At 65.0% G+C, this 24,711-nt stretch carries 31 protein-coding genes; 1 reads left to right on the top strand and 30 read right to left on the bottom strand.

Going from position 1 to position 24,711, the window contains the following annotated elements; genetic code table 11:
- Positions 1–687 precede the first annotated feature (687 nt).
- The 4 genes from NPJ82_RS09315 to NPJ82_RS09300 all read right to left on the bottom strand — a co-directional run bounded on the left by NPJ82_RS09315 (position 688) and on the right by NPJ82_RS09300 (position 6,554).
- Positions 688–1,080, bottom strand: a complete 393-nt coding sequence (locus NPJ82_RS09315) for a hypothetical protein (RefSeq protein ID WP_342657144.1) — start codon at positions 1,078–1,080, stop codon at positions 688–690.
- A gap of 17 nt (positions 1,081–1,097) precedes the next feature.
- Complete coding sequence (locus NPJ82_RS09310; protein ID WP_342657143.1) at positions 1,098–1,634, bottom strand: hypothetical protein; 537 nt, start codon at positions 1,632–1,634, stop codon at positions 1,098–1,100.
- A gap of 155 nt (positions 1,635–1,789) precedes the next feature.
- Positions 1,790–3,145, bottom strand: a complete 1,356-nt coding sequence (locus tag NPJ82_RS09305; RefSeq protein ID WP_342657142.1) for a tail fiber domain-containing protein — start codon at positions 3,143–3,145, stop codon at positions 1,790–1,792.
- A 13-nt stretch (positions 3,146–3,158) separates the two neighbouring features.
- The gene (locus NPJ82_RS09300) at positions 3,159–6,554 is read right to left on the bottom strand and encodes a hypothetical protein (RefSeq protein ID WP_342657141.1); all 3,396 of its coding nucleotides are present in this window, start codon (positions 6,552–6,554) and stop codon (positions 3,159–3,161) included.
- 713 nt (positions 6,555–7,267) lie between these two features.
- Here NPJ82_RS09300 and NPJ82_RS09295 point away from each other — a divergent pair.
- The gene (locus NPJ82_RS09295) at positions 7,268–7,579 is read left to right on the top strand and encodes a hypothetical protein (protein ID WP_342657140.1); all 312 of its coding nucleotides are present in this window, start codon (positions 7,268–7,270) and stop codon (positions 7,577–7,579) included.
- A 10-nt stretch (positions 7,580–7,589) separates the two neighbouring features.
- Here NPJ82_RS09295 and NPJ82_RS09290 read toward each other — a convergent pair whose 3' ends face one another.
- From NPJ82_RS09290 to NPJ82_RS09165, 26 genes are all read right to left on the bottom strand, one after another.
- Complete coding sequence (locus tag NPJ82_RS09290) at positions 7,590–7,862, bottom strand: hypothetical protein (RefSeq protein ID WP_342657139.1); 273 nt, start codon at positions 7,860–7,862, stop codon at positions 7,590–7,592.
- A 136-nt stretch (positions 7,863–7,998) separates the two neighbouring features.
- Positions 7,999–8,556 carry a hypothetical protein gene (locus NPJ82_RS09285; RefSeq protein ID WP_342657138.1) on the bottom strand — a complete coding sequence of 186 codons (558 nt, stop codon included), beginning with the start codon at positions 8,554–8,556 and terminating at the stop codon, positions 7,999–8,001.
- Positions 8,556–9,146 (bottom strand): hypothetical protein, encoded by a 591-nt coding sequence (locus NPJ82_RS09280; RefSeq protein ID WP_342657137.1) that lies wholly within the window; start codon positions 9,144–9,146, stop codon positions 8,556–8,558. The genes NPJ82_RS09285 and NPJ82_RS09280 overlap by 1 nt, the downstream gene beginning before the upstream one ends.
- Positions 9,091–11,904 (bottom strand): tape measure protein, encoded by a 2,814-nt coding sequence (locus NPJ82_RS09275; RefSeq protein ID WP_342657136.1) that lies wholly within the window; start codon positions 11,902–11,904, stop codon positions 9,091–9,093. Before NPJ82_RS09275 ends, NPJ82_RS09280 begins: the two co-directional genes overlap by 56 nt.
- Before the next feature lie 3 nt (positions 11,905–11,907).
- Entirely contained in the window at positions 11,908–12,174 is a 267-nt protein-coding gene (locus NPJ82_RS09270; RefSeq protein WP_342657135.1) for a hypothetical protein, read from the bottom strand.
- A gap of 38 nt (positions 12,175–12,212) precedes the next feature.
- A complete protein-coding gene (locus tag NPJ82_RS09265) occupies positions 12,213–12,536 on the bottom strand; it encodes a hypothetical protein (protein ID WP_342657134.1) in 324 nt (107 codons plus the stop codon).
- Positions 12,536–12,991 carry a phage tail tube protein gene (locus NPJ82_RS09260; protein WP_342657133.1) on the bottom strand — a complete coding sequence of 152 codons (456 nt, stop codon included), beginning with the start codon at positions 12,989–12,991 and terminating at the stop codon, positions 12,536–12,538. Before NPJ82_RS09260 ends, NPJ82_RS09265 begins: the two co-directional genes overlap by 1 nt.
- A 12-nt stretch (positions 12,992–13,003) precedes the next feature.
- Positions 13,004–13,387: a DUF3168 domain-containing protein gene (locus NPJ82_RS09255; RefSeq protein WP_342657132.1), complete on the bottom strand. Its 384-nt coding sequence runs from the start codon at positions 13,385–13,387 to the stop codon at positions 13,004–13,006.
- 2 nt (positions 13,388–13,389) lie between these two features.
- Complete coding sequence (locus NPJ82_RS09250; RefSeq protein ID WP_342657131.1) at positions 13,390–13,575, bottom strand: hypothetical protein; 186 nt, start codon at positions 13,573–13,575, stop codon at positions 13,390–13,392.
- Complete coding sequence (locus NPJ82_RS09245) at positions 13,572–14,021, bottom strand: hypothetical protein (RefSeq protein ID WP_342657130.1); 450 nt, start codon at positions 14,019–14,021, stop codon at positions 13,572–13,574. The genes NPJ82_RS09250 and NPJ82_RS09245 overlap by 4 nt, the downstream gene beginning before the upstream one ends.
- On the bottom strand, positions 14,018–14,356 hold the full coding sequence (locus NPJ82_RS09240) for a phage head closure protein (RefSeq protein ID WP_342657129.1): 339 nt from the start codon (positions 14,354–14,356) through the stop codon (positions 14,018–14,020). Before NPJ82_RS09240 ends, NPJ82_RS09245 begins: the two co-directional genes overlap by 4 nt.
- Positions 14,353–14,886 carry a head-tail connector protein gene (locus NPJ82_RS09235; protein ID WP_342657128.1) on the bottom strand — a complete coding sequence of 178 codons (534 nt, stop codon included), beginning with the start codon at positions 14,884–14,886 and terminating at the stop codon, positions 14,353–14,355. The genes NPJ82_RS09240 and NPJ82_RS09235 overlap by 4 nt, the downstream gene beginning before the upstream one ends.
- A 39-nt stretch (positions 14,887–14,925) precedes the next feature.
- Positions 14,926–15,189, bottom strand: coding sequence for a hypothetical protein (locus tag NPJ82_RS09230; RefSeq protein ID WP_342657127.1), 264 nt, complete (start codon positions 15,187–15,189; stop codon positions 14,926–14,928).
- Positions 15,190–15,270: 81 nt separating this feature from the next.
- Positions 15,271–16,545: a phage major capsid protein gene (locus tag NPJ82_RS09225; RefSeq protein WP_342657126.1), complete on the bottom strand. Its 1,275-nt coding sequence runs from the start codon at positions 16,543–16,545 to the stop codon at positions 15,271–15,273.
- A 10-nt stretch (positions 16,546–16,555) separates the two neighbouring features.
- Positions 16,556–17,428 (bottom strand): head maturation protease, ClpP-related, encoded by an 873-nt coding sequence (locus tag NPJ82_RS09220; protein WP_342657125.1) that lies wholly within the window; start codon positions 17,426–17,428, stop codon positions 16,556–16,558.
- Positions 17,418–18,713, bottom strand: coding sequence for a phage portal protein (locus NPJ82_RS09215; protein ID WP_342657124.1), 1,296 nt, complete (start codon positions 18,711–18,713; stop codon positions 17,418–17,420). The genes NPJ82_RS09220 and NPJ82_RS09215 overlap by 11 nt, the downstream gene beginning before the upstream one ends.
- A gap of 9 nt (positions 18,714–18,722) precedes the next feature.
- Positions 18,723–20,315 (bottom strand): terminase TerL endonuclease subunit, encoded by a 1,593-nt coding sequence (locus tag NPJ82_RS09210; RefSeq protein ID WP_342657123.1) that lies wholly within the window; start codon positions 20,313–20,315, stop codon positions 18,723–18,725.
- 106 nt (positions 20,316–20,421) lie between these two features.
- Positions 20,422–20,982, bottom strand: a complete 561-nt coding sequence (locus NPJ82_RS09205) for a hypothetical protein (RefSeq protein ID WP_342657122.1) — start codon at positions 20,980–20,982, stop codon at positions 20,422–20,424.
- Between the two features lie 119 nt (positions 20,983–21,101).
- Positions 21,102–21,311: an HNH endonuclease signature motif containing protein gene (locus NPJ82_RS09200; protein WP_342657121.1), complete on the bottom strand. Its 210-nt coding sequence runs from the start codon at positions 21,309–21,311 to the stop codon at positions 21,102–21,104.
- A gap of 260 nt (positions 21,312–21,571) precedes the next feature.
- A complete protein-coding gene (locus tag NPJ82_RS09195) occupies positions 21,572–22,189 on the bottom strand; it encodes a hypothetical protein (protein ID WP_342657120.1) in 618 nt (205 codons plus the stop codon).
- Positions 22,190–22,228: 39 nt separating this feature from the next.
- The gene (locus NPJ82_RS09190; RefSeq protein WP_342657119.1) at positions 22,229–22,405 is read right to left on the bottom strand and encodes a hypothetical protein; all 177 of its coding nucleotides are present in this window, start codon (positions 22,403–22,405) and stop codon (positions 22,229–22,231) included.
- A 1-nt stretch (position 22,406) separates the two neighbouring features.
- The gene (locus NPJ82_RS09185) at positions 22,407–22,943 is read right to left on the bottom strand and encodes a hypothetical protein (protein ID WP_342657118.1); all 537 of its coding nucleotides are present in this window, start codon (positions 22,941–22,943) and stop codon (positions 22,407–22,409) included.
- Positions 22,944–23,544: 601 nt separating this feature from the next.
- Positions 23,545–24,123 carry a DUF559 domain-containing protein gene (locus NPJ82_RS09180; RefSeq protein WP_342657117.1) on the bottom strand — a complete coding sequence of 193 codons (579 nt, stop codon included), beginning with the start codon at positions 24,121–24,123 and terminating at the stop codon, positions 23,545–23,547.
- Positions 24,123–24,326 (bottom strand): hypothetical protein, encoded by a 204-nt coding sequence (locus NPJ82_RS09175; RefSeq protein ID WP_342657116.1) that lies wholly within the window; start codon positions 24,324–24,326, stop codon positions 24,123–24,125. The genes NPJ82_RS09180 and NPJ82_RS09175 overlap by 1 nt, the downstream gene beginning before the upstream one ends.
- Positions 24,326–24,451: a hypothetical protein gene (locus tag NPJ82_RS09170; RefSeq protein WP_342657115.1), complete on the bottom strand. Its 126-nt coding sequence runs from the start codon at positions 24,449–24,451 to the stop codon at positions 24,326–24,328. Before NPJ82_RS09170 ends, NPJ82_RS09175 begins: the two co-directional genes overlap by 1 nt.
- Positions 24,451–24,711 (bottom strand): DUF2312 domain-containing protein, encoded by a 261-nt coding sequence (locus NPJ82_RS09165; protein WP_342657114.1) that lies wholly within the window; start codon positions 24,709–24,711, stop codon positions 24,451–24,453. The genes NPJ82_RS09170 and NPJ82_RS09165 overlap by 1 nt, the downstream gene beginning before the upstream one ends.

The following is a 24,711-nucleotide window of genomic DNA, read 5'->3' as shown; positions in this document are numbered from 1 at the left end:
AGCGACTGCGATCGGGAGGCGGTACACGCCGCGTGCAGCGCTTCCTCCTTCTTGATCGAAATTAACCTGAGTGGGGGATCGCGCAGGCGCGCAGGGCTACAGACGCACCAGCGTTGCGGGTCCCTTCAAACCTGGCTGGCGTTAGGGGCGGCCTATGTTCCCCATGGCGCCGCCCCGCACTCGTGCGGTTTGCTGCTTGGTTCGGTATCGCACCAAGTCCAGGGATTTCCGAGATTTATCAGACACTAGGCAGCGGGACGTGCATACCCGCTGCTGCCGCCAAGGTGTTCCTTCAAGGCCTGGCGGCGTTGCTGGGGCGGCGCCGTTGCTTATTTAGCGGCGCCGCCTCCGCTGTTTTCATATGATGGCGAGGGAACGTGCCGGATTGATTTACGTTAGTGGATGCGAAGCGATACCCCTTGCTTCTCGACCCTTTCAAACTAGGGCCCGGTGCCATCGTGCGGCGGGCCCTATTTTTGAGCCGGAACCGCCCAGCATGGGCGATATTGACGCGATCGAGCCCGCTTATTTAGCGCTCCGCAACATTTGGCACCTGCAAGGGGGATTTCCGCTGCATGCGGCGGTCACTACTTGTCATTGCGGGCGGCTCGGCCGCTGCTGCTGTGCGCTCTCAAAATCGATACAGTAGCGGGGCGGCTTTCTCCCTTTCTGCCGCCCCCACCTGCATTAGAGCTTGTCGATCTCGCGCAGGGTCGCGGTCATTTCGGGCGGCACGGCCGGCTTGCCGGGCAGTGCCGCGTCAAGCGCGTCGATCGCGCTCTGCCCGCGCCGTTTGAAAAAGCTGATGATGCCCGCGCCGACCGCACCCGCGGTCCCGCCAGTGCCGAGCGCGGCGAACAGGTCGACCTGGTGCTCTGCAATCCAGACAGCCGTGACCAGCATGGCAATGCCGGTGATGATCATGTCCAAAAGCCAGCGCTTCGGCCCGGGTGCGTCGAGGGTGATGAACAGCCGCACCATCAGACACGCGAGCAGCCCGACGATCATGGAGCCAGCCGGAAAGTGGTAGCCGAGAAATGACCAGACGACAGGAACGGTGACGCCGGGCGCTGCGGACATGGCCTGTTCCTTCATCATCAGCGCAGGCCCACCGCAGCAGCTGCCATCAGCAGGCTGACGATCAGGATCGAGACGGGCCGGCGTAGCTGCGGCCAGCGGCTCCACAGGTCGACCGGCAAAGGCACCTTACGTAGCTGAAATTCCACCATCGGCTCCGCCAGGATATGCATCGTCATCCACAGGAATCCGAAGCCGACCGAGATGGGGTCGAGCCAGCGCTTCGCCGTGGCAACGCGCTCGATCGTTGCGGCATCGCCGGATGACCACGACCACAGGCTGACCGCTTCAGCACCACCCCGTGTGGCGACAGCACAGCCGGCCAGCAGGATAATCATGCGATAGATGGACACCGGATCGGTCGGGTGGTCCATCGACCGCGCCGCCCAGATCCTGCGCGCCTGCTTGCCCGCCATCATGATGCCCAGGCACATGGCCGCGGTCATGACGAAGAGATTCCAGGCGAGCAGCCCCGGATTGTCGGCGAGGGAGGGCGGCGCGAGCGCAGCCGTCTGCATTGCTTCGCCGATGTAGTTGCTGGTGGCGGTCGCAGTCATGCGTCACCCTTTCATTGCCGAATTGTCATGAAGCGGTCAGGCGCCTGACAAGGCTGCCTGGATAGAAGGGCCGCGTTCGCTGGCTACGCCGTCCCCCGGCTACAGCGACACTCCCCTCGGCCGGCGCCTTCTCCCGTGGCGCCGGCCATTCCCCCTCAGCCGTGCTGGGCCGTCAAGGCTGCGACAGCCGCTTCCAAGTCGCTGATGCGTCGACGCTGCCACGCCGCCTCGATCGCCTGACATTCGTCATAGCGCAGGCCCCAGCGGTCGCCGGCCTTGCGGGCAGGCTGGGCGTGGGTGACGATCTCGCCTTCTTCGTCGCGCACTTCCTTCACGGCAGGCGTCGCCTCCCATTCGTCGTGGCAGAGCAGGCCGATCTCGCGGGCGTCGAGGCCGCGGGCGGCGAATGCCTCCTGTACCTGTTGGGCAATCAGCCCCAGGTGCCAGCGCGCTTCCTCGCCCTTGGCCTTCACCGCATCGCGGAAGCGGAATCGCTGCCACTGCACGTCGCCCCAGGCATCCAGCCACTCGGCTGGAATGTCGCCGATGTCCTTCTTTTCGCGGGCGTCCGACGTGTTGATGGAGCCGGTGCCGGAGTAGATCACCGACCAGCGGAAGCTGCCCGTTCCGAACTGCTGCGCATTGTCGATGCCCGGTCGGACCGCACCGTCAGTGGCGAACAGGAGGCGAAGGGCACCGCCCGTGACATCGAAGATGTTCAGAGTGCCAACGCCTGATCCGCCGACGTTCTGACCGATGTTCCATTGCCGATCAGGGGTAGCGATTGCGACTTGTGTATCGGTCGCCCCCGCGTTCGAACTCTCAACCCGCAGAGTTGTATTGCCGCTACGGATATGCATCCGGGCTGATGGTGTAATCGTCCCGAAGCCGACATTACCATTTGGCAGGACGCTTACCATCTCACTGCCAAATTGGTTTTCGATCACGCGCCAGCGGTTGGCGCCGTCTGGCACGCCGCTCGACCAGTTCGCGACATTCGTGGAATGCGTCAGATCCGACACGGTCGAACCGCTGACGGCCATCCGCGGGCCAGTCACGAACGCGCCGTTTCCGTCGATTGTCAGTCGGTCGATACCGCCCGCCACAAGCGCCGCGACATTCGCCCCGACCCGACGCCAGCCTGTATCCTGATCGCTGCCGAAGCGGATGCCGGGTGCTGCTGGCGCGCCGTCTGGGAAAAGGCCCTGACCGGCGCTATCGCGCACCGCCGCGAAAGTGTTCAGCAGTTCCGCCGCACCACGCGCCAGATCCCGCGCGAAGCTCTGCGTTGGTAAGACGGCATATCCCTGACCGCCCGCACCGGCGCCCTGATAGGGCATGCCGAGCACGATCTGCGTAGCGGAGACCACCTGGGTGATCTCGTAAGTCCGACCGTCGGGGCCAAGGAATGCCTCGCCTACCGAGGCGTTCGAGACAAAGTCAGTGCCGGCGCCAGTGACGGTGGCAGAGCCATTCGTCACCGACACCGTGCCGGCGCGGTACCAAGCCATAGGGATGCTCCTGTTATTCTTGCGAGATGATGGAGAGGGATTGTGTGACGCTGTCCGCGCCTTGCGCGGTGCCGGTGAAGCTGGCCTGCTGGCGGGCAGTCAGACGCAGCCGGTAGAGGTAGCCGTCCAGCATGGTCCGCGTGTCGGTCCAGGTGATGCTGCCCGACATTGATTCTTCCAGAAAGCCGGGGTCTTCGCCGGTTGCCGGCGCCACGGTCACCACCGGGTTGCCCGTCTGGATCGTCCCGACCTGTGACCAGATGCCGGGGCCAGATTGATATTCGAGCACCAGTGTTGCCGATGGGGCGCCGGACGCCGACCCGCCGCCTCCCGGCGCGATCTGCCGATTGCGTCGGAAGGTATAGGAGGCGACCACCGCCTTGGATTTCCCGTTGCTGGTGAAGGGGCCCAGCGTGAAGGACGCGTCAGCGGCGATCAGCGTCGACGTGCCGCTGTTGACGTAAGGGCCGGCCTTGATGGCAGCAGCGGTGTAGATCAGGCCATCGGTGCCCTTCCACTCTAGGCCGTTGGCGCGGCTGCACGCATCGATCGCCATCGTGGGGCCGTACCAGGACAGCAGATCGCGGTTCTGGCCGAACCCGATGCCCTTCACCTCCATGAACTGGCCGTTGTTCCAGATGATCAGGCCGGTCCCCATGCGAAGGTCGACGTTGATCGCATTGAAGGTGCCGCGGCCCGTGTCGGAGCCGATGATTTCGAAGCCGGTCAAATTGCCATTGGCGTCGATCGTCAGCGCATAGCGCCCCTCGATCTTGCCGAGCCTGTTGACGACCGCGTCGAAGGCCTGCTCGAGCCCGACATCACCGATGCCGGCGATTTCCGCCCGGACCTGCTCGACCAACTTGGCGGTCGCTGCATTCTCATTGGCAGCCGTTTCCCGGACGCGACCGATCGTTGCGAATGCCGCGGGAAGACCGGTGACCGGATCGTTGACCGTCGAACTCAGGGTCTCGATCGACTCCGCGTTGGCCTTGTGCCGATCAGCACTCAGCTTTTCCTCCACCGCCAGCCGTGCGCGGGTGGCGACGAGGCCCGTATCCTTATCTGTCCATGCCGCCTCTGAAGCGCGAACGCGCTCTACCAGCGACTGGATGTTATTGGTCAGCACGCTCTGCACTTCAACAATCGCAGCTTCGGCCTGATTCATCCGCGCCAGCAAAGACTGGCGCGCCGTGGCCGACGCCACCTCGTTGGCGACCAGCGTGGTCGACAGTTCGGTCTGTATCTGGACGATCTGCGCCTGCCGCACCCGACTGGCATCGTCGCCGGCTATGATGGCGCGCAGCAACGCTTCGTCCGCGGTATCCGCGCGGCCGACGACCTGACGGATCGTTGTTCCGTTACGCGCGAGGCCGCCCTTCGCGTCGATCACGGCTTCGCTGACCTCCCCGATCGCGCCGGCCTGCTTGTCGGTGGTCACCGCCAGCGTGCGGATATCACGTGCGGCCACTCCAAGCGCATCCACGATCGCGGTAGTCTCGCGGACCGTCATCGCCCGGACCGCATCGACCTCTGCGACCAGCTCCAGGCGCTCCTTGGCCAGGGTTAGTTCGCCATCCTTGATGCGGGTGTAGATGTCCTGACGGATTTCCGCGGCTTGCACGATCTGCCGGCGATTGGCGCCGTCGCTCGCGAGCAATCCGCGGAGCGCGGCGGTCGCGGCATCGTCAGCCACTAGCCGCGCCTGCCGGATATTGAGCGAGAAGCCGGTCCGGTCGCCCTCCGTATCGAGCTTCTGTTCGATGCTCTGGACCGTCTCGCCCAAGGCATCGAACGTGGTCCGATCGACCTTTTGCGTGATCGCGCCGGTCAGCGTGTCGATCGACTGTTCTGCCGTGGTCACCCGCTTGGTCGTCGCGGTAAGGTCTACGGCGTTCGCCTTACTGGTGATGGTGCCCAGCAGGCCGTCCGCCACGACCTCGACCGACGCCAACCGCCTGATGATAGGCTCAAGCTGGGCGGCCTGCTCCGGGTTCAGCACCGCCAGCGCGATTTGATTGTTGACCCAATCGCTGTCGGCCTTCAGCGCGACCGTACCACGCACGCTGTCGAGCCCGACTTCGACGCGCGAGGTGCGCTCGGCAACCTGGTCGACGGCGTAGATCCGCACGACGCCCGTCGCGGGGGCGACCACGATCCCGGCATCGCGCAGCACGTCGCGGGTACGCGAGGATTCCGCCAGCAGCCGCAGCATCGCCTCGTCCAGCTTGCCAGCATCGCGCTCGGCCTGACGCTGGATCGCCGCCATATCAACCTGGACGCCATCGAGCAGCGCCAACGCATCGTCATGCTCGACCTTCGCCATCTCCAGCGCTGAAACGTCGCTTGCGATCGGCTCGATACGCTTCAGCGTGGCAATCGCTTCCTTTACCGTGCCGTCAGGACCGAAGGGGCTGTCGGGGTCGGCAGAATTGGTGGCGTTGTCGTCGGGGCGCGTGCCGTCCGGATCGCGCACCTGGCTCCAATCGATCAGGTTGGTGGACGACAGGGTAGCGTCGATATCCTCGGTCGAGCGCAGGCCGGGGGTGGGCGGTGCTTCGCCGGTCGCGGCGAGCGCGAACGCGTGCTTCTCCAGCGTCTCCCCGCGCAGGACGAGCGACACGCCCATCGTCTCGGGATTGAGCGACCGGCGCAGCACGACCGCAGGTTGGGCGACGAGCCCCGCCTCGGGAATGTCCACGATCAGCAGATCGCCCGGCCCGTACCGGCGCAGGCGCGGCTTGCAGGGAAGTTCGATCTCGCCCAGTTCGCGCCGGTCCATCAGTTCATAGGCGCATAACTGGCGCGCTTGCGTGGCGTCCTGCACCAAGTCGATCTGGCGCTCTTCGCTCTTTTCCTCGCCGTCCTCGGCCAGATAGCTGGTGATCTGGATTGCGTTGGCAGGAACATATTCCCAGCGGTGCGCCTCGGACCGGTATTTCGGCGTCAGCGTGTTGAGCCGCTGCTCCCATCCCTGCATTGCGCCCACGACGACATCGCCATCGTCCGCCAGATCGTTCGCGGTGATCGTGTCGAGCGCGATGCGCGGTGCCTGCACCTTCACGCCCAGGCGTCCGCAGCGCCACGCCGGCTCGGCTCCGCCAGCGGCGAGGATGCGCTTCAAATTGTCCCACCTGTTACCAGGCTCGAAGATGCGCCCGCCTACGTGCCAGCCGTTCGCGTCGCAGACGTTCGCGAGGTGGACGAAATCCTCCACGATCAGCCCGTCGATCGGGATGCCGGCGCCGAACACCTTGCGGTACCGCCCCCCAGTCGGCTCGTCCCGTTCCCAGGTACCCAGCGCATTGCGCAGCGCCAGCAGGCCCGGGGAGGTGGTATATTCCCACGTCGCGCGCGCCGCGTCGAAAGCTGCCGTGTCGCTTGGATCGGCCCAGCGGTGCGAGCCCATGCCCCCGGATAGGTGCTGTCCTTGCGCGGATCATAGGCCTTTACGCCGCGCCACACGGACCCGACCTGGGGGAAGCCGCCCGAGAACACCTTGCCATCCTTGTCGAACAGCGCATTCCACGCGATCGCGGCCTTGCCTGACAGGCGTGCATTCGCCCCCCAGCCCGGCGCGCCGCCATATCGGAGGGGAAGGGCGCTCGCCTCGCGCTGCGCGCCAAGCTGCGACGATCGCCACAGGAAGCCGCCGAAATAGCCTTGCGCCGCGGTGCCGCTGAAGGTGATCGGCGCGAAGTCGCTGAGGCACTGCTCCAGCGCCTCGACCGGTCCGCCGACCGAGACCACGTCGACCGCGAGTAAATAGGGGTTTTGGACGTCCTTGTACTTCGCGCCGTACCCAGTGAGGTGCACCCGAGCGCCAGGCGAATAGGTGCGGCCCAGCAACTCGCAAGCATCTTGGCTGGTGCCAATGGTGGTTTGCGTGACCGAGCCCTGAGCGGGTGGTTTTTTCGCGAGGATCTGCGCACCCGTGTTCGCGACCACCGACGTGATGGCAGCGACGCTGGTGACAGTCTTCAGGACGGCCGCAGCCGCAGCGCCGCCGACGCCAAATGTGGAAGCGGTCAATGCGAGAACGCCGACGACGCCCGCGACAACACCTACCGCTTTCGCGACCTTCGCCATAGGATGAGCGACTCCAGTTAGGAGAGTGAAAGAGTGATCGCGATTCTGTTGGCCGCCGCCGCGCTTGGATCGAATGGCCCAATCTCGAAGTTCGACGGCAAGGCACCGGAGGCGGACTATCTATCCCGCGCCTCGCTGGGCGATATCGAACGTTGCCTAATCGATATGGATGGTCACCCGGCGCCGAACGTCTATCGGCAAGCTGATCGCCCGGGTCGGGTGACCTTCATCTGGGTGGTCGACGCACGAGCCCGCGATCGCCTTGATCTGGAGCAGCGACCAGATGGCGTGCATGTCAGATCCTGGATTGGGTCGCGGCAAGCTAAGGCCTGCGCGCCTGCGTGAACAATAAGGCCTATACCCTCCACGCCGCTTTGAACGGCTGCGGCCCGACGGGTTGTATAACCTGCAACCCGTCGTATCCCTCGGCATAGCCAAACACCTTCCCGCCAACCGCAATGACGATGGCATCGAAGGGGCCGTCGCCATCCATCAGCGCGAGGTCGCCGATCAGCATCGAGGCAGGAGCGATCCGGGGCAGAAGGCTGTCGAGCAGCGCTTCGATATCGTCGAAACCTGCCGCCAACAGCGCGCTCCGTGCAGACAATGCCGAACGCAGGTCGGGCATCTTCGGGGGACGGTGCCCCATTGCCCGCATTTGGGCGCGAGCGAGGTGGAGGCATGTGCGCCGACCAGTCCAGGAAAAGGGGCGACCTTGGAATCTGGATACGACCGATTGCGTGCGCAGCCGGCGCTGTTCGAGGTCAAGCACTGGCAGTCCCTCTGGGTCGCGACGCGGTACCCCACGCCACGTCGGTGGTCAGGCCGGTCGCGTTGTCGAGGCCAGCCTCGCCAGGGTGCAAGGCCCGGTGATAAGCTGAGGACAAGGCGTTCCCGTCGTTGTTGAGCATCAGCCGCTGCCCGCGAGTGACGCAGCCGATTTCCAGAATGCGCGTGCCGCGCCCGATCCGCAGGCGGGTGCTGTCCACCTGCCAATCGGCCATCAGGTCGGGCTCGCCGATCACGGTTCCCGTAATCTCGTGGATTTCGGCGACCCACAGCCGCAGCCGCGCGCCTTGATAGCCAGGCGTGCTGAGCAGTGCAGCGGCAGCCGTGCTGGGCGGGGCCATCTGGAGCACGCCAGCCGGGGCTTCGTCGCCAGTGCCTTCCGTCAGCGCCTGAAAGCCGACGATGATGCCGAAATCCTCGTCATCGGCGCGATAGGTATCACCGTTCCAACTGACGAAGCCGCCGTCGCAGATGCAGATTGGCCGCACCGGCAATTCCAGCTTCATCAGCCCGGTAAGCAGCACGCGCTCCATCAGCGCGCTTCCTCAATCGTGAACTCGATCGACGTCAGGTGCTCAAGAGACAGGCTCCACGCTCGTTCGCTGCCCTCGACCAAACCCTCGATCATCGGCCTTTCTAGGAACACCGGCGTGCTGTTGAGGAACGGCTCGCGCAGCATTTCGGACAAAGGGATGATGACCCGGCCGTTTGCGGGCACCGTAACATCCGCCGCCACGTTGTGGAGGAAGTGCTGGCCGGCGAAGCTGGGCACCGACAGCCAGTAACCCTCGCGGATCACCAGCCCAGGCGTCAGTCCCCGCACGGCGAGGTTCAGGCCTGATTGTCCCACACCATCCACCACCGGCGCACCAGCCGGGGGCTGGGGTTCGGCCAAGCGGAACGGCAGGCGCAGCCCCTCGCGTTGCGCGCGAATCAGGCGGGACACGATCACGCGCCCGCGCTCGGGCGAAAGGGGTGGGAAGCTGGTCGACCAGCGGTAATGCGAGCCCGGCCGGTTGACTTTGAGGGCAGCCGTATTGATCGGCGACCGCATCACGCCGCCAGCATCAATGAAGGCAGGCGTGGATGCGTTGGGCACCGCCCAGTCGGGAAGCTCGATCATCAACGGCTTCCCAACTGCTGCCGGCCGCGCAGAGCCCCGGTCCGGTTGCTCGCCGCAACTGTCTCGACCGACACGTCACCGGAAATGCCGGCCACCCGCGGTTCGAACATCTGCCCTTCACCGACCACCAGCTGCACGACAGCCTTTTGCCGCTCGAAGCCGAGCGCGTCGTTTGCAATGATCCTGCCGGTATGCGGCGCAGTGAACACCTCCGGCCCGAGTTCGCCGACGAGGTAGTTTCGGCCCCCAATGACGGGGCCCCCTTCGCCCGTGCGCCGGATAGGTCAGGGATACCCGACGCACCCATAGCGGAGCCCGCCGAACCCGCTCCGCCTACGCCGAATGCCGCAGTCACGGCCGAACTGGCGCCAGATCCTCCGCTCATGAACTTGCCGAGGATGTTCATCAGGCCCTTTCGCAACGCCATGCGAGCGAAGTCGGCGATCATCCCGTTGACCACGCTGGTGACGGTGTCGCCCAAGGATTTGAAATCGGTGGTGGCCGTGGCGATCCCGTCAATCAGCCCATCTAGCCCCTTCACCGACAGATCCTCCATGGCCTCGTCCATCTCGGCTCGCGTCTTCGGGATCGTATCAAGGTACCGGGCAAGCGGGCTCTGGTTCTCGCGCTCCACCTGGGCGCGGCCGAGAGCCTGAAGCTGGTCGAGCGTCGCCAATCGGGCCTGCGCGATCGCCTTCTCCTGCGCGGTCGCAGTCTGGCTGGCGAGAACCGCCTCTTGGATGGCGCGCTGCTGCTGGAACTGGAGGTCGAGGATCTTCAATTCCAGCGCGGCGCGGTCCTTCGTCGTGCGCACCAGCGATGCCTGGGCGGAAAGGATGTCGATCTGGTTGTCGTTCGCGGCCGTGATCCGCTCCAGATCCTGCCGCTGCTGATCCTGCTGCGCGCGGCGCTGGGCGGCTTCTTCCTCCAGCGCGGCCGTGCTTTTCACGAGCGACGACAGGCGCGCCTTCTGGGCTTCGGTGAGGTCCTCGTCCGTCTCGATCGCCCGGAGCCGCGCTGCCGTCTCATTGTCGCGAAGCTGCTTCTCGATCGCCAGCCGGTCACGGGCCTCAACCGTCAGGTCTGCGCGAGCCCGCAACTCGCCGTCTCGCTCCGACGCCTCGGCTGCCTCGTACCGGCGCAGGTCGCGCTTGGCCTTCTCGGCTGCCTGCTTGGCCTCGCGCTCGCGCTTCTTCTGTTCGGCATCGGCGCTGCGCCCGCCACCACCGCCGCCCGCCGCGGCGCGGGCGGCCTCGACGCTGACGCCCTGCTGAAGGTTGGCGACGATCTTCTTCCGCTTGTCGATCTGCGACTGGATGGTCTTCAGCTCGCTGCCGGATGCCCGCGCTTTCAGCTTCTCCAGATCGGCAATTTGTTCCTGGTACTTCGCGACATCGGGATCGACCTTCGGCTTCCGAACGGCTGGGGCTACGCGCTCCCTGCGGCGAATGCCGGCTTCATTGACGGAGCCGTCCGCGTTCCGCGGGATGATCCAGCCCTCTGCCTCTTTCCGACGGACTGACTGGTCGAGCCGCAGTTGCGCCGCCGACCTCCGCTGTCCACGCGCAAAGGTGCCCGCGGTGTCGGATCGGGCGAGGATCGGCGACATGGCTACATCAGAGCCCGGCCCCGCTCCGGCGCGGCGCTGCGCGCGATTGAGCGCACCCTTCAAGCTGTTCTCAACACGCCGTCCGATGTTCTCTGCATCGACATACAGATTTTTCAGGTCATCGAATGCCTGAAGGATGTTGAGAATGCTCGTGCGGGTATAGTCGGCTTCCTGCCGAACGCCGGCGAAAGCCCCTTGGGCACCAGACAGCAGCGGGCTGAAAACGTCCGACAGACCTTCGAAGGTCGACCGGATATGGATGCCTTCCGCAGAAGCGGCTTCCGCCAGGTTGGCGAACCCATCCGCGCCGCGGCCGATGAAATTCGCCAGCGCCGTTGAGAATTGGCCGCCGTCATCGAACGCGCCGAAGGTTGCCAGCGCGGCGTTATGCACCAGCGTCATCGCCTCGCCGAAGGTGACGGGAAGCTGCTGAAATTCATTGTCGATTTTGGCTGTGATGGCACGATCGTTGAGCGCGTTGAAAAGCATCTCGCCGGTCAGCTTGCCGGATTCGGCCATCTGCTTCAGTTCTTGGCGCGTCACCCCCAGAGCGTCGGTAAACACCTTCGCGAGTCGCGGCGACGCTTCAAGGATTTGCCCGAGCTCTTCCCACTGGACCGTGGCAGAAGAGAGTGCCTGGCTCATCTGCAAGGTGGCAGACTGCACCTGTTGCGTGCCAGCGCCGCCGATCTTCAGCGCCTTCGTGAAGGTTTCCGTTGCTTGCGCGGCCTCGACCTGTGACCGCTCAAGTTCCTGCGATGTGCGGGTGAAGCTGCCATATAGGTTGGTCGTTTCGGCAAGGCCACTGCGGGTATCGACGGCGATCCGCGCCACGTCCTGCTGAGCCATGGCGAAGCTGCCGGACGCAGCGGTCGCCAGCTTCAGCTGCGCGGTCATCGACTTTGCTTCGTCGGCAATTGCGATCAGCCCGGCCGCGCCACCGGCGCCGGTCAGCAGGGCGAGGGGGCCCGACAGGCTCGACAGCACGCCGCCCAGCGCCCGGCCACTGTTGCCGAGCGCATTGAAGCTGCGACCGATGCGATTGGCGAGCCCATTCGCCGCGTTCTGGGCGCGCAATGCGCCGGCGCGGAATTCGGCGCTATCAAGACCCAAGGCTACCCGGAGGGCGCCAATCACGGCTGATGCCATATGCTACCCTCCCGTCTTGGCTGCGAACACGCGCAGCGCGGCGCCGATTTGCTTGCCGGTCATCGGCAGGCGGGGCTTCTTCTTGTCGGTGAGAATGCTCTTGAGCAGGCGGTCATGCTGCTTCGGGTCCGCCTGGGCGAACAGGCCAGCCCAACGGCCTGCGACCACCGCGTCGTCCCGTTCCCGCTTCAGCCGGGCAAGGTCACCCTTGAGGATCGCCCGCACTACACGCGGCGTGCTGCGCCAGAAGCTGTCCGGATCGTGCTCCAATGAGCACCATTCGGACAGCGCATCCAGCCAGCCGCCGCCTACCGAGGGTTTCCCTCGCCACCTTCCTCCGCGACCGGGAAGGCTGCGGCGAATGCGTCCAGTGCCAAGTCCGTCGCCTTACGCACGCCGATCTCATCGATCAGGTCGCCGACCTGGGCCATGGTCGCCTGCTGGTCGTCGCCGCCAGCCCAGAACAGGGCGCGAAGCGTGCGGACGCCGACACCCATTTCCAGTTCGGTCGCGATCTCCAGCGTGCGTTTGCCCAGATGCTCTTCCGCGAGGCACAAGGCGTTGGTGCTGAAGCGAAGGGTGCGGGTGCGCCCTCCCGCCTCAAACGTGACGGCACCGCTCGGCGTCGCCATTATGCGAGCACCGTCGGGTTCGGCGTGGCGTCCGCTTGGATCACCGCACCGGCGACACGGATGGTCACCGTCGCGACCATCTTGTCGTCCATGGGCGCAGTGCGCTCATAGCCGCGGACGAAGCCCGGAAAAGTATACATTTGGGCATCGTCATCCGCCGGGGTGGCGATGCGCATGGTGCGGACCTTGCCGTCACCCTTGGCCGTCTGGATCAACTCGTCGGTCGCCGATCCGGGGATCCAGTTCAGTTCGAGCGTGATTTCCCCGGCATCGTTCAGGCCGGGGATGAACTCGCGGGTCCGGTTCGCGCTCTCGTAGTGCGTGACCTCGACCTCGGCGACCTGCTCGTTCGGGAAGCCGACGCTCGTCACCTCGGCCAGCTTGGTGAGCGCCGCGGCGCCCGCCGTGGCCGCCATGAAGAAGCGGGTACCGAACCCGATCATTGCATCAGACATGGGATGGCCCTCCTATGCGGCCGGTTGGTGCCAGACCATGAGGTCGAGGCTGGTGATAAAGGTGGTGCCGCCCGATGCCGGCTTGTCGGATCGGGTGCGTAAGCTGTCGACAAAGGCGCGCGAGAAGCGGACGCCTGACACGGTGCCGGGCTGCTCGGCCGTCTGGATCACCGCCTCGGCAATCTCGTCCGCTTCGCCGCGGCTGGCTGCCATGCAATCGATCTGAACGCGGGTCTTGCGCAGGGCCTGCCGGCCGTCATGCGTGCTCGGGCGGGGATCGCTGACGACGAGCAGGACCACGGCTGGCAACGTGCTGCCCTGTGGCCGCTCGTCACGATAGACAGCGCCTTTCGCCACGCCGTCCGCCTTCAGCCGATCGCGGAGCGCGGCCGACATGCTCATTCGCTGGCGAGCCGCACCTTGCGGCCGTCCACGCGGAACGTAATCATCACGCGGATTTCCTCGTCGACTTCCTGCTCCAGCGTGCAGGCGACCTGCATCGGCAGATATTCGCCGGCATCGTCAAGCGCGACGAGGCCCTTGCCGCCTGGAATGGCGGGGGAGTCGACCACCTTGATAATCATCGTCCACCACCTCGTGCTGCGCGCCGCGCCGCTCGGGCTGCGGTGCGTGTGATTTCCGGCCCGAGTTCGCGCTTCACGATCTCTAGGGCCTCGTGTTTCGTCTCATCCCAGGCGGGGCGCACGAACGGCTGTGCGCGGCCGTTCTCCCAGCCGAATTCCTCCGGGATGGCCGCAGGATCGTTCGGCCCAGCGTACACCTCGACAAAGGCGCGATCGTCGCGGCGCCGGTTCATCTGCGCCTGGCGACGGGTCAGCTTCGTGCCGACGCCGCCTGATTCTTCCAGATTGCCGGTGAGGTGTGGCGCCTTCTGTCGCCATGCCTTGTCGAACGGCTTGAGCGCCTTGACCGCCACGCGCCGCAGCACGCCCTTGGCGGTCGCCTCCTTCAGCCGGCCGAGCGCGCGGTCCAGATCCCGCAGGCCTTCGACATGCACGCGGATGGTCATGCTTCAGCCCTCCCGATAGCGGCGATCTGGAGGCCTTCACGGCGCCCGATCTCGACCACGCTCTTGATGTCGAACTGACGGCCGGAGCCGACGGGATATTCGACGCGGTCGCGCGGGTTGAGGTCGGCAACGAGAGGGGACCACGCGATTTCGATTACGGTTGGCGCGTTCGCGGCGTTCTCCGCGCTGGCCAGCCGTTCCGTACCTGGAGCCGGACGAACGGCCGCCCAAACCTGTCGCAGCGGCGCGAACCCTTCGACGGGGTCGCCGTACTTATCCTCGACGATCCCAGGTCGCAGGAGGGTCACCCGACGGTTCAGCTTGCCCTTCTTCATAGGGACCGGACCTTGAGGCGATCGCAGAGGCGACGCGCGGTAGCTTCCGCCTTCGCCAGAATCTCACCGCCTTCGCGGTCCGCATCGTATGCGCCGATAAGGACGAGCATGGCACGGCGCAGGTTTCCCGGCACCGCTTCGCCGGCCTCGTATCCGGCGCGGATGGTAACGGAAAACACCTGATCATTGCGCCGAAACGGCCACAGGAGGCCGGTCGCGGGCAGCACGCGCGCCGGTCGACGCGATACATCAAGGCGAACCCCAGTAACCGAGACAGGCAAGCCGTCCCCACCATCATAAGCGACGATGGGCGCCGCGGCAGCGGCCACCGGCCAGGCTTTCAGCACCGCAGGCTTGACGCCGCTAAAGGTTTCGGTGACCTCGCGCGCCTCCAGCACAATGCCGGTATATTGCTCCACCCAAGACGCGGCATCGGCAATGAAATCGCCGAGCTCTACGTCTTGGGTCGAATCGTCGAGGTCGATCTTCAACTGGCGCTTGGCATCCTCCAGCGAGACGGGAATGGCCATTGGTCACCTCGATCGCTGGAGGATGTCAGGGGTGGGCAATCAGCCCTTCTTGGCGGCCGCTTCTGCTTCCGCATGGGCTTCGCCCTCGGTCTTCATGCCGAGATTGATCGCGACCTGATCGGCACCCGAGATGGTCGGATCGTTGAAGTCGATGCGGTTCTGCTCGGTCGTGGTTCCGGCGCGCGGGTCATTGTCAACGGCCGGGTGGGTCATGTCGACATCGGGGACGATCTGCTGCGGCGCGCCCGAGGTATCAATTTCGGTGGCCGGGGCGACGGCCGCCTTGGTGGTGTTCTTGTCCATGGGAGTCTCCTGGGTTCACCGAAACCGCGGCGCACCGCAGCTTCGAGGAACCGGGCTGGCGTAAAGCCAGCCCGGCGGAGTTTAGGACGACGTGCCGACCTTCAGCGCGCGCATGGGCTCGGGGTTGTGGACGCCGCCACCCACCCGCTTCGTGGTGTAGAAGTGCACAAAGGGCTTGTTGGTGAAGGGATCGCGCAGAACGCGGATGCCCACACGGTCGACGACCAGATAGGTCGCCTCCATGTCGCCGTAGAGCGCGGCGATGTTACCCGCTGCGACCAGCGGGAAGTCGGGGTGTTCGACGATCGGCGCGCCTGCCAGGGTCTGGGGCTGACCCGAAGCATAGCTCGGCTGCCACAGGTAATTGCCCTGGCCGTCCTTCAGCTTGCGCGCCGAACCCATGACCAGCCGGTTCATGTGGAACTTCGCGTTGGCGGCAAACTGCGTCGGCAGATCATACATCAGGTCGAGGATGCCATCGCCGGTCAGCGCAGCGGCCGCGCCGCTGTTCCTGGTCTTGATCGCGCCATAGGGGTGGCGGGCAGCATTGGCTGCCCCCTCGACATAGGTCAGCACGCCGTGCGGCTTGTTGACGCCATCGCCCGAGGTGAAGCCGATGCCCTCCTGGCGAGCAAATTCGGTGTCGACCTCGCTACCCAGCCACGCCTCCAGGTCCACGGCCGCATCGTCCAGCAGCTGCTGGGTGATCGCCGGATTGGCGTAGAGTTCGCCGGGCGTGAAATCGAGCACGCCAATCTGCGGCGTCGAGGTAGCAGGACGGCTTGCGGTCTCGCCGACCCAGCCGGACCCGACGTTACGATCGCCGAAATACTTCTTGAAGCCGGCAACGCTGATCGTGATCACGCGACTTTCGGCGCGCATCGGGCTGATCAGCTTCAGCTTCTCGCCGATGGTGCGATCCCACTCGATCGGCGCGAGATAGCCGCCGTCGGCGTCGGTCCCCTTGTTCATCGCCGCTTGGATGTCGGCCGGGGCTTTGTCCCCCTTCCGCATGTGCGCCTTGAAAGCGGCGGTGTATTCGGGGTCGGCCTGGATGTCGCCGATTACGCCGCCGTTGCCGAGCTTGGCGGCCGCCTGGATCTTCGCCTGCTCGTCGACCGCAGTTTGCAGTTCGGTGAGCGCCGCGTTGATCTTCTCCAGCTTCTCGGTCGTGATCACGTCCGTTTTGCCGGCCTTAATCTCGTCCAGCTGCGCCGTGTGCGTTGCCTTGAACGCCTCGAACGCGGTGCCGAGTTCTTCGATCGATGCGATCTTCTTGGGCTGGGCCTCGGCGCGCACGGCGATGAGGCCCCGGCCCGCTGCGGCAACGCCGCGCAGGGTGGTCATCTTGGTCATGTCTGTTCCTTCAGACGGTGAGGGCAGTCAGGAGCGCGGAGAAATCCGGCTCCGGTTCATCGCCAGCGCGGAGCGTAGCAGGGGCGGGTTCGGCAGCGCTGCGCATGCCTTCCCCAATCGCGCGAAACAGATCACGGCGCGCGCTGCGCGGCATGTTCTGCTTGGCGAGAAAGCGGTCAAGCGACGCCTTATCGCTCGGGAACTCGGTCGAGGCGTAGACCGGCATCTCGGCCTCGCGCTCCATCAGTTCGTCCGCGAGGCCGGCGTCGATCGCCTCCTGCCCGCGGAAATATACGTCCTTGCCTGCGATCATGGCAGCGAACTCTTCCGCCGGACGACCAGAGCGCGCGGCGTAGGTCGCGACCATGCTGTCGTCGATGTGCTGGAGGGTGGTCACCGCCTCCGCCATCTCCGACTTGGTGCCGATGAAGATGCCCGACGCTTCGTGGATCATAATCTCGGCGTTGTGCGCGATCGAAATCGTGTCGCCGGCCATTGCGATCACCGATGCCGCCGATGCGGCGATGCCGAGGATCTGGACATTGACGGCTTTCGGATGCCGCCGGAACAGGTTGTAGATCGCGACGCCTTGGAAGTAATTACCCCCAGGCGAGTTGATCTCCACATCGACATCCCGATCGCCGATCGAACGGAGCGCTGCGGCAATCCGCTTGTCACTGACCCCACCGCCTTCGCCGTCATCGCCGATATAGTCGAAGATCGAGATGGTCGGATTGCTGCCGTTGGCGGCTGCGCGCACCTCAAAGTGCCGAAAGTCCGCCGCAAGCGCAGTCGTTTCGAATTTCCATTGGCTGCCGTTCCCGACGCCGCTGATCTCTGGCGGGCGCGCCGCGCGCACCGCGAGCAAGGGGCTACGCCGCATTCTGGTCTTCCTCCTGCATGACGGCCGCCGCGCTGGTGCCGGGGCGGGGTAGCTCGTCGCCGCCTGGCAGCGGATTACGGTCCATGAAGTCGCGGGCCTCGTTCGGCGTGAGGTAGGAGGCGTTCGGGCCCATTGCGGCCTTCAGGAACTCCGCCTGATCCTTCAGCGAGCCGCGGAGCAATGCGCCCTCATTGAACTTGGCGTAATAGGTCTGCTGCTCGACCGGGGTCAGCAGCCACTGCCATATGGCCTCTTCCCAGATCACGAACCAAGGCATCAGGCAGTAGGTGACGAAGAACAGGCCAAGCTGCTCAATTCCGCTGCCCCAGCTCGTCTCATCGAACATGAGAAGCGGGCGCGGAACGCCAGTGAACCGGGCGACCTCTTCAGCCTCCCGCTTCATGACCTCGACGAGCTGCGCATCGCGGGCATTGGTGCCGAACGGGTTGGCCTTCAGACCCTGCTCCAAGATCATCCAGTCGTGGTCGGCGCCGGATCCTGCATAGTCGTCGCGCAGGCTGACCTTCAGGTTCTCAATCGCTTCTGAGCCGAGCTCGTCGTCGGTCTGGAGGGCGCCCGCGGCCATTGAGCCTTTGGTGAGCAGCCGGGCGGCTGCCTGCTGAGCCTTAACCGCAAGCCCCAGCGTGTCCGCCGCGACGTCGAGAACGGAAATGCCGTTGATGCCATCGAGCGTCAGCGGGGTACCGAAGTGAAAGACATCGTCCGTCGTCAACGTCACCCGACCGCCGCTCGGCCGGTCATAATCGAAGACCAGGTCGAACGTGTCTGTCAGCCGAGGCTTCACACGACGGCGGGGCAGGGGTACCAGCTGGCGGATTGCACCGCGAGACTTGATCTTCAGCGCATAGGCATTGCCGTCGAATAGGGCGCACAGCTGCATGTAGCTTTTGAACCGGCTGGCGGTCTGGAAATCGTTGGGCTTGCGGTGCAGCACATTGAACAGCGGGTGGTCTGTCGCCTTCTCGCTGTTCCGGCCATCGCGTCGCCGCAGATGGATCGGCAGCATGCCCATCGATCCGCACTGGAGCGCGGTCGCTCGGAAAAACGTGCTGTTCCGGAGCGCCAAGCGCTCATTTACCGCAATCCCGGTCACGCCAACGCGGCCGCCATCGCCGCGCATCATCTCCAGCAGGGCGGGATCGCTCAGGCTATGGGTTTCATAGGCCACGATCGGCCCAGATAGCGCCGGGCCGGCGGTGACGCGCGGCGCCTGCGATCGGCGATAGCCTGAAGCGCGCCGGTAATCGTCGGGTGATAACGCCATGCACCCTCCTTAAATCCGGCGAATGCCGCGCGTCTGATAGACCGATCGGCCTTTGGCTTCCGGGTTGCGGGTCATCAGCATAACCGCGTTGAAAGCCGCGATCAGCGGATCGATCTTCGCCTTGCCCGCGACCTGCTTTGTGATGAGCACCGCATTACCGCGCGGCTCGGCCTTGGCGTTGCCGACGCACCAAGACATCAACTCTTGGCCGCCGTGAACCAGCGTGCCGTCTTTCAGCTTGCGCTCCATGCCCCAGACTGCCGCCGAGAGACGGAAGCCTTGGCTGACCGCCAGCATCTGATCGGCGGTGAATCCACGCCCGGCCAGTTCGTCGACCAGAGCCGTGACCCCCTGGGGATCCAGCCCGATCGCCGCCTGCTCGGGGAATAGCCCCGCCTTCTTCACTTGCTCCAAGAGGTCGGCGACCTCGATCAGATCCTGTGTCGGCTCGCGGCACTTGATCAGAGAACCTTGCGCAGAGAAGTCGTTCAGCCGGGAGGCGATATCCTTCCGGCGGTCGAACACATCCTGCTGCGCCCAGGCGCGGCACCATAGGAGCCATTGCTTCGTTTCGCGGTGCCGCCCGATCAGGGCGAGACCGAGAAGGTCATCGAGACCCCCACCGTCACCGCCGGCGACCGCTACCTCCGAGATGTCGAGCATCTGATCGAGCGAGCCATCCCATAGGGCGGGATCAGCATGGGCGCCCGACCAGTAGATGCCGCCGATCCAGGCATCGTGGCGCAGGCCCACGCCGATCTCGACGTTCAGATGCTTCGCGTAGAAGACCTGCTTCGTGCCGTCCTCGGCATTGGCAACCTTGCGGAACTCGCTTTCCAGCCACTTCTGGCTGACCGACCGGCCCAAATTGGGGTTGGTGATATAGAAATTGGCAGGGTCGAGATGCTCGTCCGCCGCCATCATCTCTTCCGGAAACTCGTAGAGCACCGGCAGAAATTCCGGATCGTCAACCAGGCCGTCCCGCACGTCGCGGGCGTACGCTAGCTTCTCCTTGAACACGCCTGCGGGCGGCTCATCAGATTGGGTCGTCAGGTAGAGGGTGTACCCCTCCGGCCGCGACACCTGTCCGCCCGTCGCCTCGCGGAACATCGCGTCGGCCGTTGCCTTCTTCCCGAACAACCAAAGCTCATCGACCAGCACCCGACTGGCCTTCTTGCCCGATACCGTGGCAGCGTCTGCTGCGACGACCTTCAGGGTCGCCTTCGTGCGCCGGTTGGTGATCAGTCGCACATGCTCCTGGATATGGAGCAGGGCGTCCAATTCCTCGTCGGCGCGGATCATGTCGCAGGCAGGCTTGAAGCTGTTGCCGGCGACCTCAATCGTCGGCGCCAAGATCAGGTTCTCGTCGCTTTCACGCCACCCGCAGATCAGTTCCGTGAGCATGATGCCCGCGGCGATCGTCGACTTGGTGTTCTTCTTCGATACCAGCAGTAGACCCTCGCGGATCATCTGCTGGCCGGCCTCCGGGTCATAGGCCCCGAAGATGGCGGCGGCGAAGTCGAGCAGCCACTCATCAGCGGATTCGCCGATGGTCGGGCGGCCCGGCAGGTCGACAATCTGAAGCGACGTGAACACCGCCATCTTCGCCTCAGCAGAGGCAGGGAAGAGCGGCGAAAACGGGATCAGCGATCGGCGGTCCCGGATACGGCGCTTCCAATCTGGGCACGCCGTTGACCAGGTCACCACCTCAGGTGACCGCCTTCAACTTCGGCGGGCCCAGACCGGCAAACCGGCTGCCACCACCGATGGCATTCGCCTTTTCCTGCTGCGCGGCCTTCTTGCCCTGGGGTGCCGAGGCCTCGTTCAAGGTCTTCAGTGCCAAGGCCAAGGTCTGCATCGTCTTCGCCCGAACCGGCAGGCTGACCGCCTTCATCATCGCGTCGCGGCGGGCATCGTCTTCATCCCCGTCGGTCGCGTCGACGATCATATCCTCCAGTTCGCCGCGGCGACTGGTGATGGTGTCCAACTCGTCGAGCATCCGGCCGACGATGCCGCGGCCATCATCCGCGATCTCGCCCGGCTCGCGACGCTTGTCAGGGTCGATGGCGGGGGGAGGGGGCGGCGATCGGTCCGGTTCGCGCCGGTTCGCGGTGCGAACCGCCCGAACCCACCCCTCGGCTTTTGCCCGCTTGCGAATAGCGGTGTCGGAAATCTCGTGCCGATCAGCAATCTCGCGGATCGAATCTTCGTTGGCCAAGTATTCGAGCTCGATGCGAGCCCAATCGATAGATGATTTGCGGCTCGCCATCGGCGGGCACCTCCGGCCCAAGTTCGCACCCCGGATCACCCACCAGGATTTTTTCTCTGCGTGAGAGACCCACCGGTCTGCGAGCACGCGGGTTGCCAGAGTTTTGACCGGGGGTGCGGTCAGCCCGCCCGCCCGGCCCGCTCGGCCCTCTGCTTCGCTCCGTCGTGGTGCGGCTTGCAGAGGGTCCAAAGGTTGCCCTCGTCCCAGAACAGGCGCTCGTCGCCACGGTGCGGCCGGCGGTGATCGGCGACCAACAGCGAGGTGTTGCCCTCGACGTGTCCGCAGCCCGGCCACTGGCAGGTGAACCCGTCGCGCATGAAGATCTTCATACGCAGCGAGCGCCAGCGGCTTGTGTTGTAAAGCTTCCGCCATGGCGAATAGGTCGCACGCTCTGCGCTGGCGGAACGCTGAGGCGCAGGCAGATGCCCTAACCCTGTTGCCAAGCGGGCCAATGGGCCGGGCAATGCCTTTAGCTTGCCCATCACCCACCCCGCATAAGGAAAGAGCCGCGACCCTCGCGGGCGCGGCTCCGATCTAATCCATACGCACAACGTGCACGCTGATTACCTGCCAAAAATGTAATGGAACGTCAAGCGATCAAATCGAGACCATTTAGCGCACGCTCCATCTGCTGATAGGCTGAGGGATAGGCTCGCGTCTTGGTGTGGTGAGCGAGCACAATAGCATCCAGCCAAGCGGGACCGGCATCCGGATTGGGATCGATGACAAGCTGGTCGAACGCGGCGCGCACATCGCGCCCGCTGCCGTTGATCAGGTCGAGCGCACGATGCAGGCTGGCCTCACGGCGCTGGTCGCGATCAGGGTCGGCAGGCGGCGCCGGCTGCTGGGGCTGGAAGCGGGCGAGGCTATCAGGTGTCGAGAAGCCATAGGCGGCCCAGTATGCGGCAGCGACGCGTCGGCCGGCGTTCAATCGATCCTGCGCCTGCGATCCCGTGCCGAGCAGCCCAGCGCAGAAGGCGCGGCCCAGCGCGTCGCAGGTGTCCGTCTCGATGACCGTGCCGCGATCTTGGCGGGCCTTGGCATCCACCGCGCCGACCAGCGCAACAGGCTGGCCGAATAGCTGGCGCCGGCGCATCACGCCTTCGCACGGCATCACGCCCACCGGCGTGCGATCCCGCTTCCTGCCGGACGCCGAGCGGCTTCCCTTCGGCTGCCCCTTGCTCAACTTGCCCTTACTGCGCCCCATATCCGCTCGCCTTACTCACCTGAGAACATACTGAATTGATCACCCACCGACGGGCAGTTGCCACGTCACGATGTCGAAATCGTAGGATGGTGGGTAAGCGGGATCGCCCAGCGTCCACCGGTAGGACTTGGGCGTGATGCCCCGCACGACCGTGCCGTTGCGAAAGCGTATGTCGACCTTGTCGAACGGCGGCGGGGTGCCGGTGTTGTCGGGCACGTCATGCGAACCGCTTCGCTATCGCGGCGACCTCTGCGCGCTCGTCGTCCGTCAGCGGCGCCGGCTCGGGCCGCCAGTTGCGGTCATGCGTCGCGATCAGCGCGCGAATCTTCGACAGTTCCCACTGCCGGCGGGCAAGCGGGGCGCACTTCGCGCGAATCTCGGCTGCGGCAGGAAAGAACTTGCTCTCGCGCAGCAGGGCCGCGCAGGCCATTGCCAGCACGTCGCCCGGCACGTCGCTCAGTGCATCAGCATACAATTCCAGCCGGGCCTCAGCCTCGGCATCGCTGACCTTGGCGGCAGGATAGGCCAGCGCCAGCTTGCCGATCGCGCGCCGGCAACCTTCGCGTGAGGCAGGCTCCAGCGCGGCCTCGTATGCCGGGATGAGCGCGGCCAGTTGCTGGCGCTCGTCAGGAGAGCAGACGTCCCTGAACGTCTCGGCCGTGGCGACCAGCTTCTCGAGCTTCGGCGTTGCGGACAGCCCGCACCATGGGGTTTTGCGGTTCGGATCGGTCGTAGCGACGAGGGCGGTTTGCATTGAAGCGCTTCCAGTTCTTGACCCAGGTTCTCCAGGACGCTTGCCAGTCGAGGCTGGTCGTGCCCTGCGTGGTGTGCCGGTCGATGAAGTGCTCGACCTGTTCTTCCAGTTCGCCAGGAGGCCAGTCGGCCATGGCTTTTCCGGTCAGCGACGTCGGAGCGGCGACCGGCCAGAAGTCCGTTGGGACTGCGGTGGCCCGCTTCGCTCGCGGGCCCGACGAAGGCGTAGCCTTCGGAGGTATGGTGGTTCTTGGCTGTTTGGGTGCACCTCCTGCGGGGGTTGCCGCATCTCCTGCGGGGCGCATCTCATGCGGGGGTGCATCATCTGCGGGGGTGCAAGTAGTGCGGGGGTGAACGGTATAGAGAACCCCGTGACCGCGCCGCTCCACGCGGGTAATATGCCCGCCGCCGCCCAGGGCTTTTACAGCGTTTTGCACAGCGCGCTCTGACAGCTTTGTCCTGCTCACAAGCGCGGCGATGCTAGGCCAGCATTGGGCGTGATTGTTCGCCATGATGGCGAGGACCATCAGCACGCTTTGTTCAGGCGCGCTGATGCCCTCGACCGCCACGGCGGCACGACAAAGGTCGAAGCCGGTCAGCATCTAGTCGGCAATCCCGAGTAGGATCTGAAGGGTTTGGTGGGCAACGTCAGCGGCGTCGCGATAGATTTCTGAGCCCGTAAAACGGAGAACGCGGTAGCCACGTCCAACCAAGAACCGGTCTCGCGCCTTGTCGCGCTGAGCCTGCTCTTTGGTTTTCTCGTGAAAGTCGTGTCCGTCGCACTCCACGATCAGAGGCGGCAGATTGCGACCTGGATCATAGTCGAACAGGAAATCGATACGGTAGGGTCCCACCGCGATCTGCTGCCACATGTACACGCCGGGGATCGGTGGAGCATGGCAATGCTCGCTCTTCCCGCTGGCCGGGAATAGCATCTCTACATGCGTATCGTACTCTGCGGCCACGCGCGGATCGAGCATCGCCGTGGCGAACAGATGTTCAATCGGGCTCTCACACCGTTCCTCTGCCAGCCGGAAGCTGTGCTCCAGATCATCAATCACATGCTGACGTGCGCCAGCCATAATCGCGTCGATTTTCGCGCGTGTTCCATCTTTACGCATGAGCGTGACCTCCGTTCTGCTGTTGGTGCGGCCAGAACGATTGGCGCGACGGGCGGACATCAGAACAGCACCTGCTGCTGGGCGATCTCTCGCCGCAGTTCGTTGAGCATGGGGCGGGCGTGATCAAAGCGCTTCTTCTCCGATCGGGGCTCGGTGGGCCGCTGCTCCCGCCGCGCCGCCAGCCGTGCGTCGAGGTCGGCGCGCAGCGGGGCGAGCGGGTCACGCGCAGGGCGGGCGGCACGGAAGAACAGCGGCCAGCGCATCAGAAGACTGCCCGCACGACCGCGCGGATCAGCCGCACTGCTAGGATCAGCCAGCCGCAAGCCGCCGCGAAGCCGAACGTCGCGCCGAATGCGGTGTAGAAACCGCGTTCGATCATCGCGCCCATCAGATCATGCCCAGCGACTGAAGGTAGACCTCCAGGATGGCCTCGGCCTCCTGGTATTCCTCCCGCTTCATCTTCCGGATCGCCATGATCTTCTTGATGGCCTTCGGGTCGTATCCGCGGGCCTTCGCCTCGCCGAACACGTCCTTGATGTCGTCCTGGATGCCCTTCTTCTCTTCCTCCAAGCGCTCGGCGCGCTCGATCAGGAGGCGAAGCTCGTCGGCGGCCACCTGGCCGCCTGCGTCGATGTCGTGATCTGCCAT

This window comes from Sphingomonas sp. NY01, from assembly GCF_038809135.1.
GTDB lineage: Bacteria > Pseudomonadota > Alphaproteobacteria > Sphingomonadales > Sphingomonadaceae > Sphingomonas > Sphingomonas carotinifaciens.
Note: the sequence above shows the minus strand (reverse complement) of the source record. Positions and strands in the feature narration are given on the sequence as shown.

What these genes read in the sequence shown, in the direction of transcription:
- NPJ82_RS09315 (WP_342657144.1), bottom strand. Translation starts at nt 1,080, where the DNA reads ATGTCCGCAGCGCCCGGCGTCACCGTTCCTGTCGTCTGGTCATTTCTC.
- NPJ82_RS09310 (WP_342657143.1), bottom strand. Translation starts at nt 1,634, where the DNA reads ATGACTGCGACCGCCACCAGCAACTACATCGGCGAAGCAATGCAGACG.
- NPJ82_RS09305 (WP_342657142.1), bottom strand. Translation starts at nt 3,145, where the DNA reads ATGGCTTGGTACCGCGCCGGCACGGTGTCGGTGACGAATGGCTCTGCC.
- NPJ82_RS09300 (WP_342657141.1), bottom strand. Translation starts at nt 6,554, where the DNA reads ATGGGCTCGCACCGCTGGGCCGATCCAAGCGACACGGCAGCTTTCGAC.
- NPJ82_RS09290 (WP_342657139.1), bottom strand. Translation starts at nt 7,862, where the DNA reads ATGCCCGACCTGCGTTCGGCATTGTCTGCACGGAGCGCGCTGTTGGCG.
- NPJ82_RS09285 (WP_342657138.1), bottom strand. Translation starts at nt 8,556, where the DNA reads ATGGAGCGCGTGCTGCTTACCGGGCTGATGAAGCTGGAATTGCCGGTG.
- NPJ82_RS09280 (WP_342657137.1), bottom strand. Translation starts at nt 9,146, where the DNA reads ATGATCGAGCTTCCCGACTGGGCGGTGCCCAACGCATCCACGCCTGCC.
- NPJ82_RS09275 (WP_342657136.1), bottom strand. Translation starts at nt 11,904, where the DNA reads ATGGCATCAGCCGTGATTGGCGCCCTCCGGGTAGCCTTGGGTCTTGAT.
- NPJ82_RS09265 (WP_342657134.1), bottom strand. Translation starts at nt 12,536, where the DNA reads ATGGCGACGCCGAGCGGTGCCGTCACGTTTGAGGCGGGAGGGCGCACC.
- NPJ82_RS09260 (WP_342657133.1), bottom strand. Translation starts at nt 12,991, where the DNA reads ATGTCTGATGCAATGATCGGGTTCGGTACCCGCTTCTTCATGGCGGCC.
- NPJ82_RS09255 (WP_342657132.1), bottom strand. Translation starts at nt 13,387, where the DNA reads ATGTCGGCCGCGCTCCGCGATCGGCTGAAGGCGGACGGCGTGGCGAAA.
- NPJ82_RS09250 (WP_342657131.1), bottom strand. Translation starts at nt 13,575, where the DNA reads ATGATTATCAAGGTGGTCGACTCCCCCGCCATTCCAGGCGGCAAGGGC.
- NPJ82_RS09245 (WP_342657130.1), bottom strand. Translation starts at nt 14,021, where the DNA reads ATGACCATCCGCGTGCATGTCGAAGGCCTGCGGGATCTGGACCGCGCG.
- NPJ82_RS09240 (WP_342657129.1), bottom strand. Translation starts at nt 14,356, where the DNA reads ATGAAGAAGGGCAAGCTGAACCGTCGGGTGACCCTCCTGCGACCTGGG.
- NPJ82_RS09235 (WP_342657128.1), bottom strand. Translation starts at nt 14,886, where the DNA reads ATGGCCATTCCCGTCTCGCTGGAGGATGCCAAGCGCCAGTTGAAGATC.
- NPJ82_RS09230 (WP_342657127.1), bottom strand. Translation starts at nt 15,189, where the DNA reads ATGGACAAGAACACCACCAAGGCGGCCGTCGCCCCGGCCACCGAAATT.
- NPJ82_RS09225 (WP_342657126.1), bottom strand. Translation starts at nt 16,545, where the DNA reads ATGACCAAGATGACCACCCTGCGCGGCGTTGCCGCAGCGGGCCGGGGC.
- NPJ82_RS09220 (WP_342657125.1), bottom strand. Translation starts at nt 17,428, where the DNA reads ATGCGGCGTAGCCCCTTGCTCGCGGTGCGCGCGGCGCGCCCGCCAGAG.
- NPJ82_RS09215 (WP_342657124.1), bottom strand. Translation starts at nt 18,713, where the DNA reads ATGGCGTTATCACCCGACGATTACCGGCGCGCTTCAGGCTATCGCCGA.
- NPJ82_RS09210 (WP_342657123.1), bottom strand. Translation starts at nt 20,315, where the DNA reads ATGGCGGTGTTCACGTCGCTTCAGATTGTCGACCTGCCGGGCCGCCCG.
- NPJ82_RS09205 (WP_342657122.1), bottom strand. Translation starts at nt 20,982, where the DNA reads ATGGCGAGCCGCAAATCATCTATCGATTGGGCTCGCATCGAGCTCGAA.
- NPJ82_RS09200 (WP_342657121.1), bottom strand. Translation starts at nt 21,311, where the DNA reads ATGAAGATCTTCATGCGCGACGGGTTCACCTGCCAGTGGCCGGGCTGC.
- NPJ82_RS09195 (WP_342657120.1), bottom strand. Translation starts at nt 22,189, where the DNA reads ATGGGGCGCAGTAAGGGCAAGTTGAGCAAGGGGCAGCCGAAGGGAAGC.
- NPJ82_RS09185 (WP_342657118.1), bottom strand. Translation starts at nt 22,943, where the DNA reads ATGCAAACCGCCCTCGTCGCTACGACCGATCCGAACCGCAAAACCCCA.
- NPJ82_RS09180 (WP_342657117.1), bottom strand. Translation starts at nt 24,123, where the DNA reads ATGTCCGCCCGTCGCGCCAATCGTTCTGGCCGCACCAACAGCAGAACG.
- NPJ82_RS09175 (WP_342657116.1), bottom strand. Translation starts at nt 24,326, where the DNA reads ATGCGCTGGCCGCTGTTCTTCCGTGCCGCCCGCCCTGCGCGTGACCCG.
- NPJ82_RS09170 (WP_342657115.1), bottom strand. Translation starts at nt 24,451, where the DNA reads ATGGGCGCGATGATCGAACGCGGTTTCTACACCGCATTCGGCGCGACG.
- NPJ82_RS09165 (WP_342657114.1), bottom strand. Translation starts at nt 24,711, where the DNA reads ATGGCAGATCACGACATCGACGCAGGCGGCCAGGTGGCCGCCGACGAG.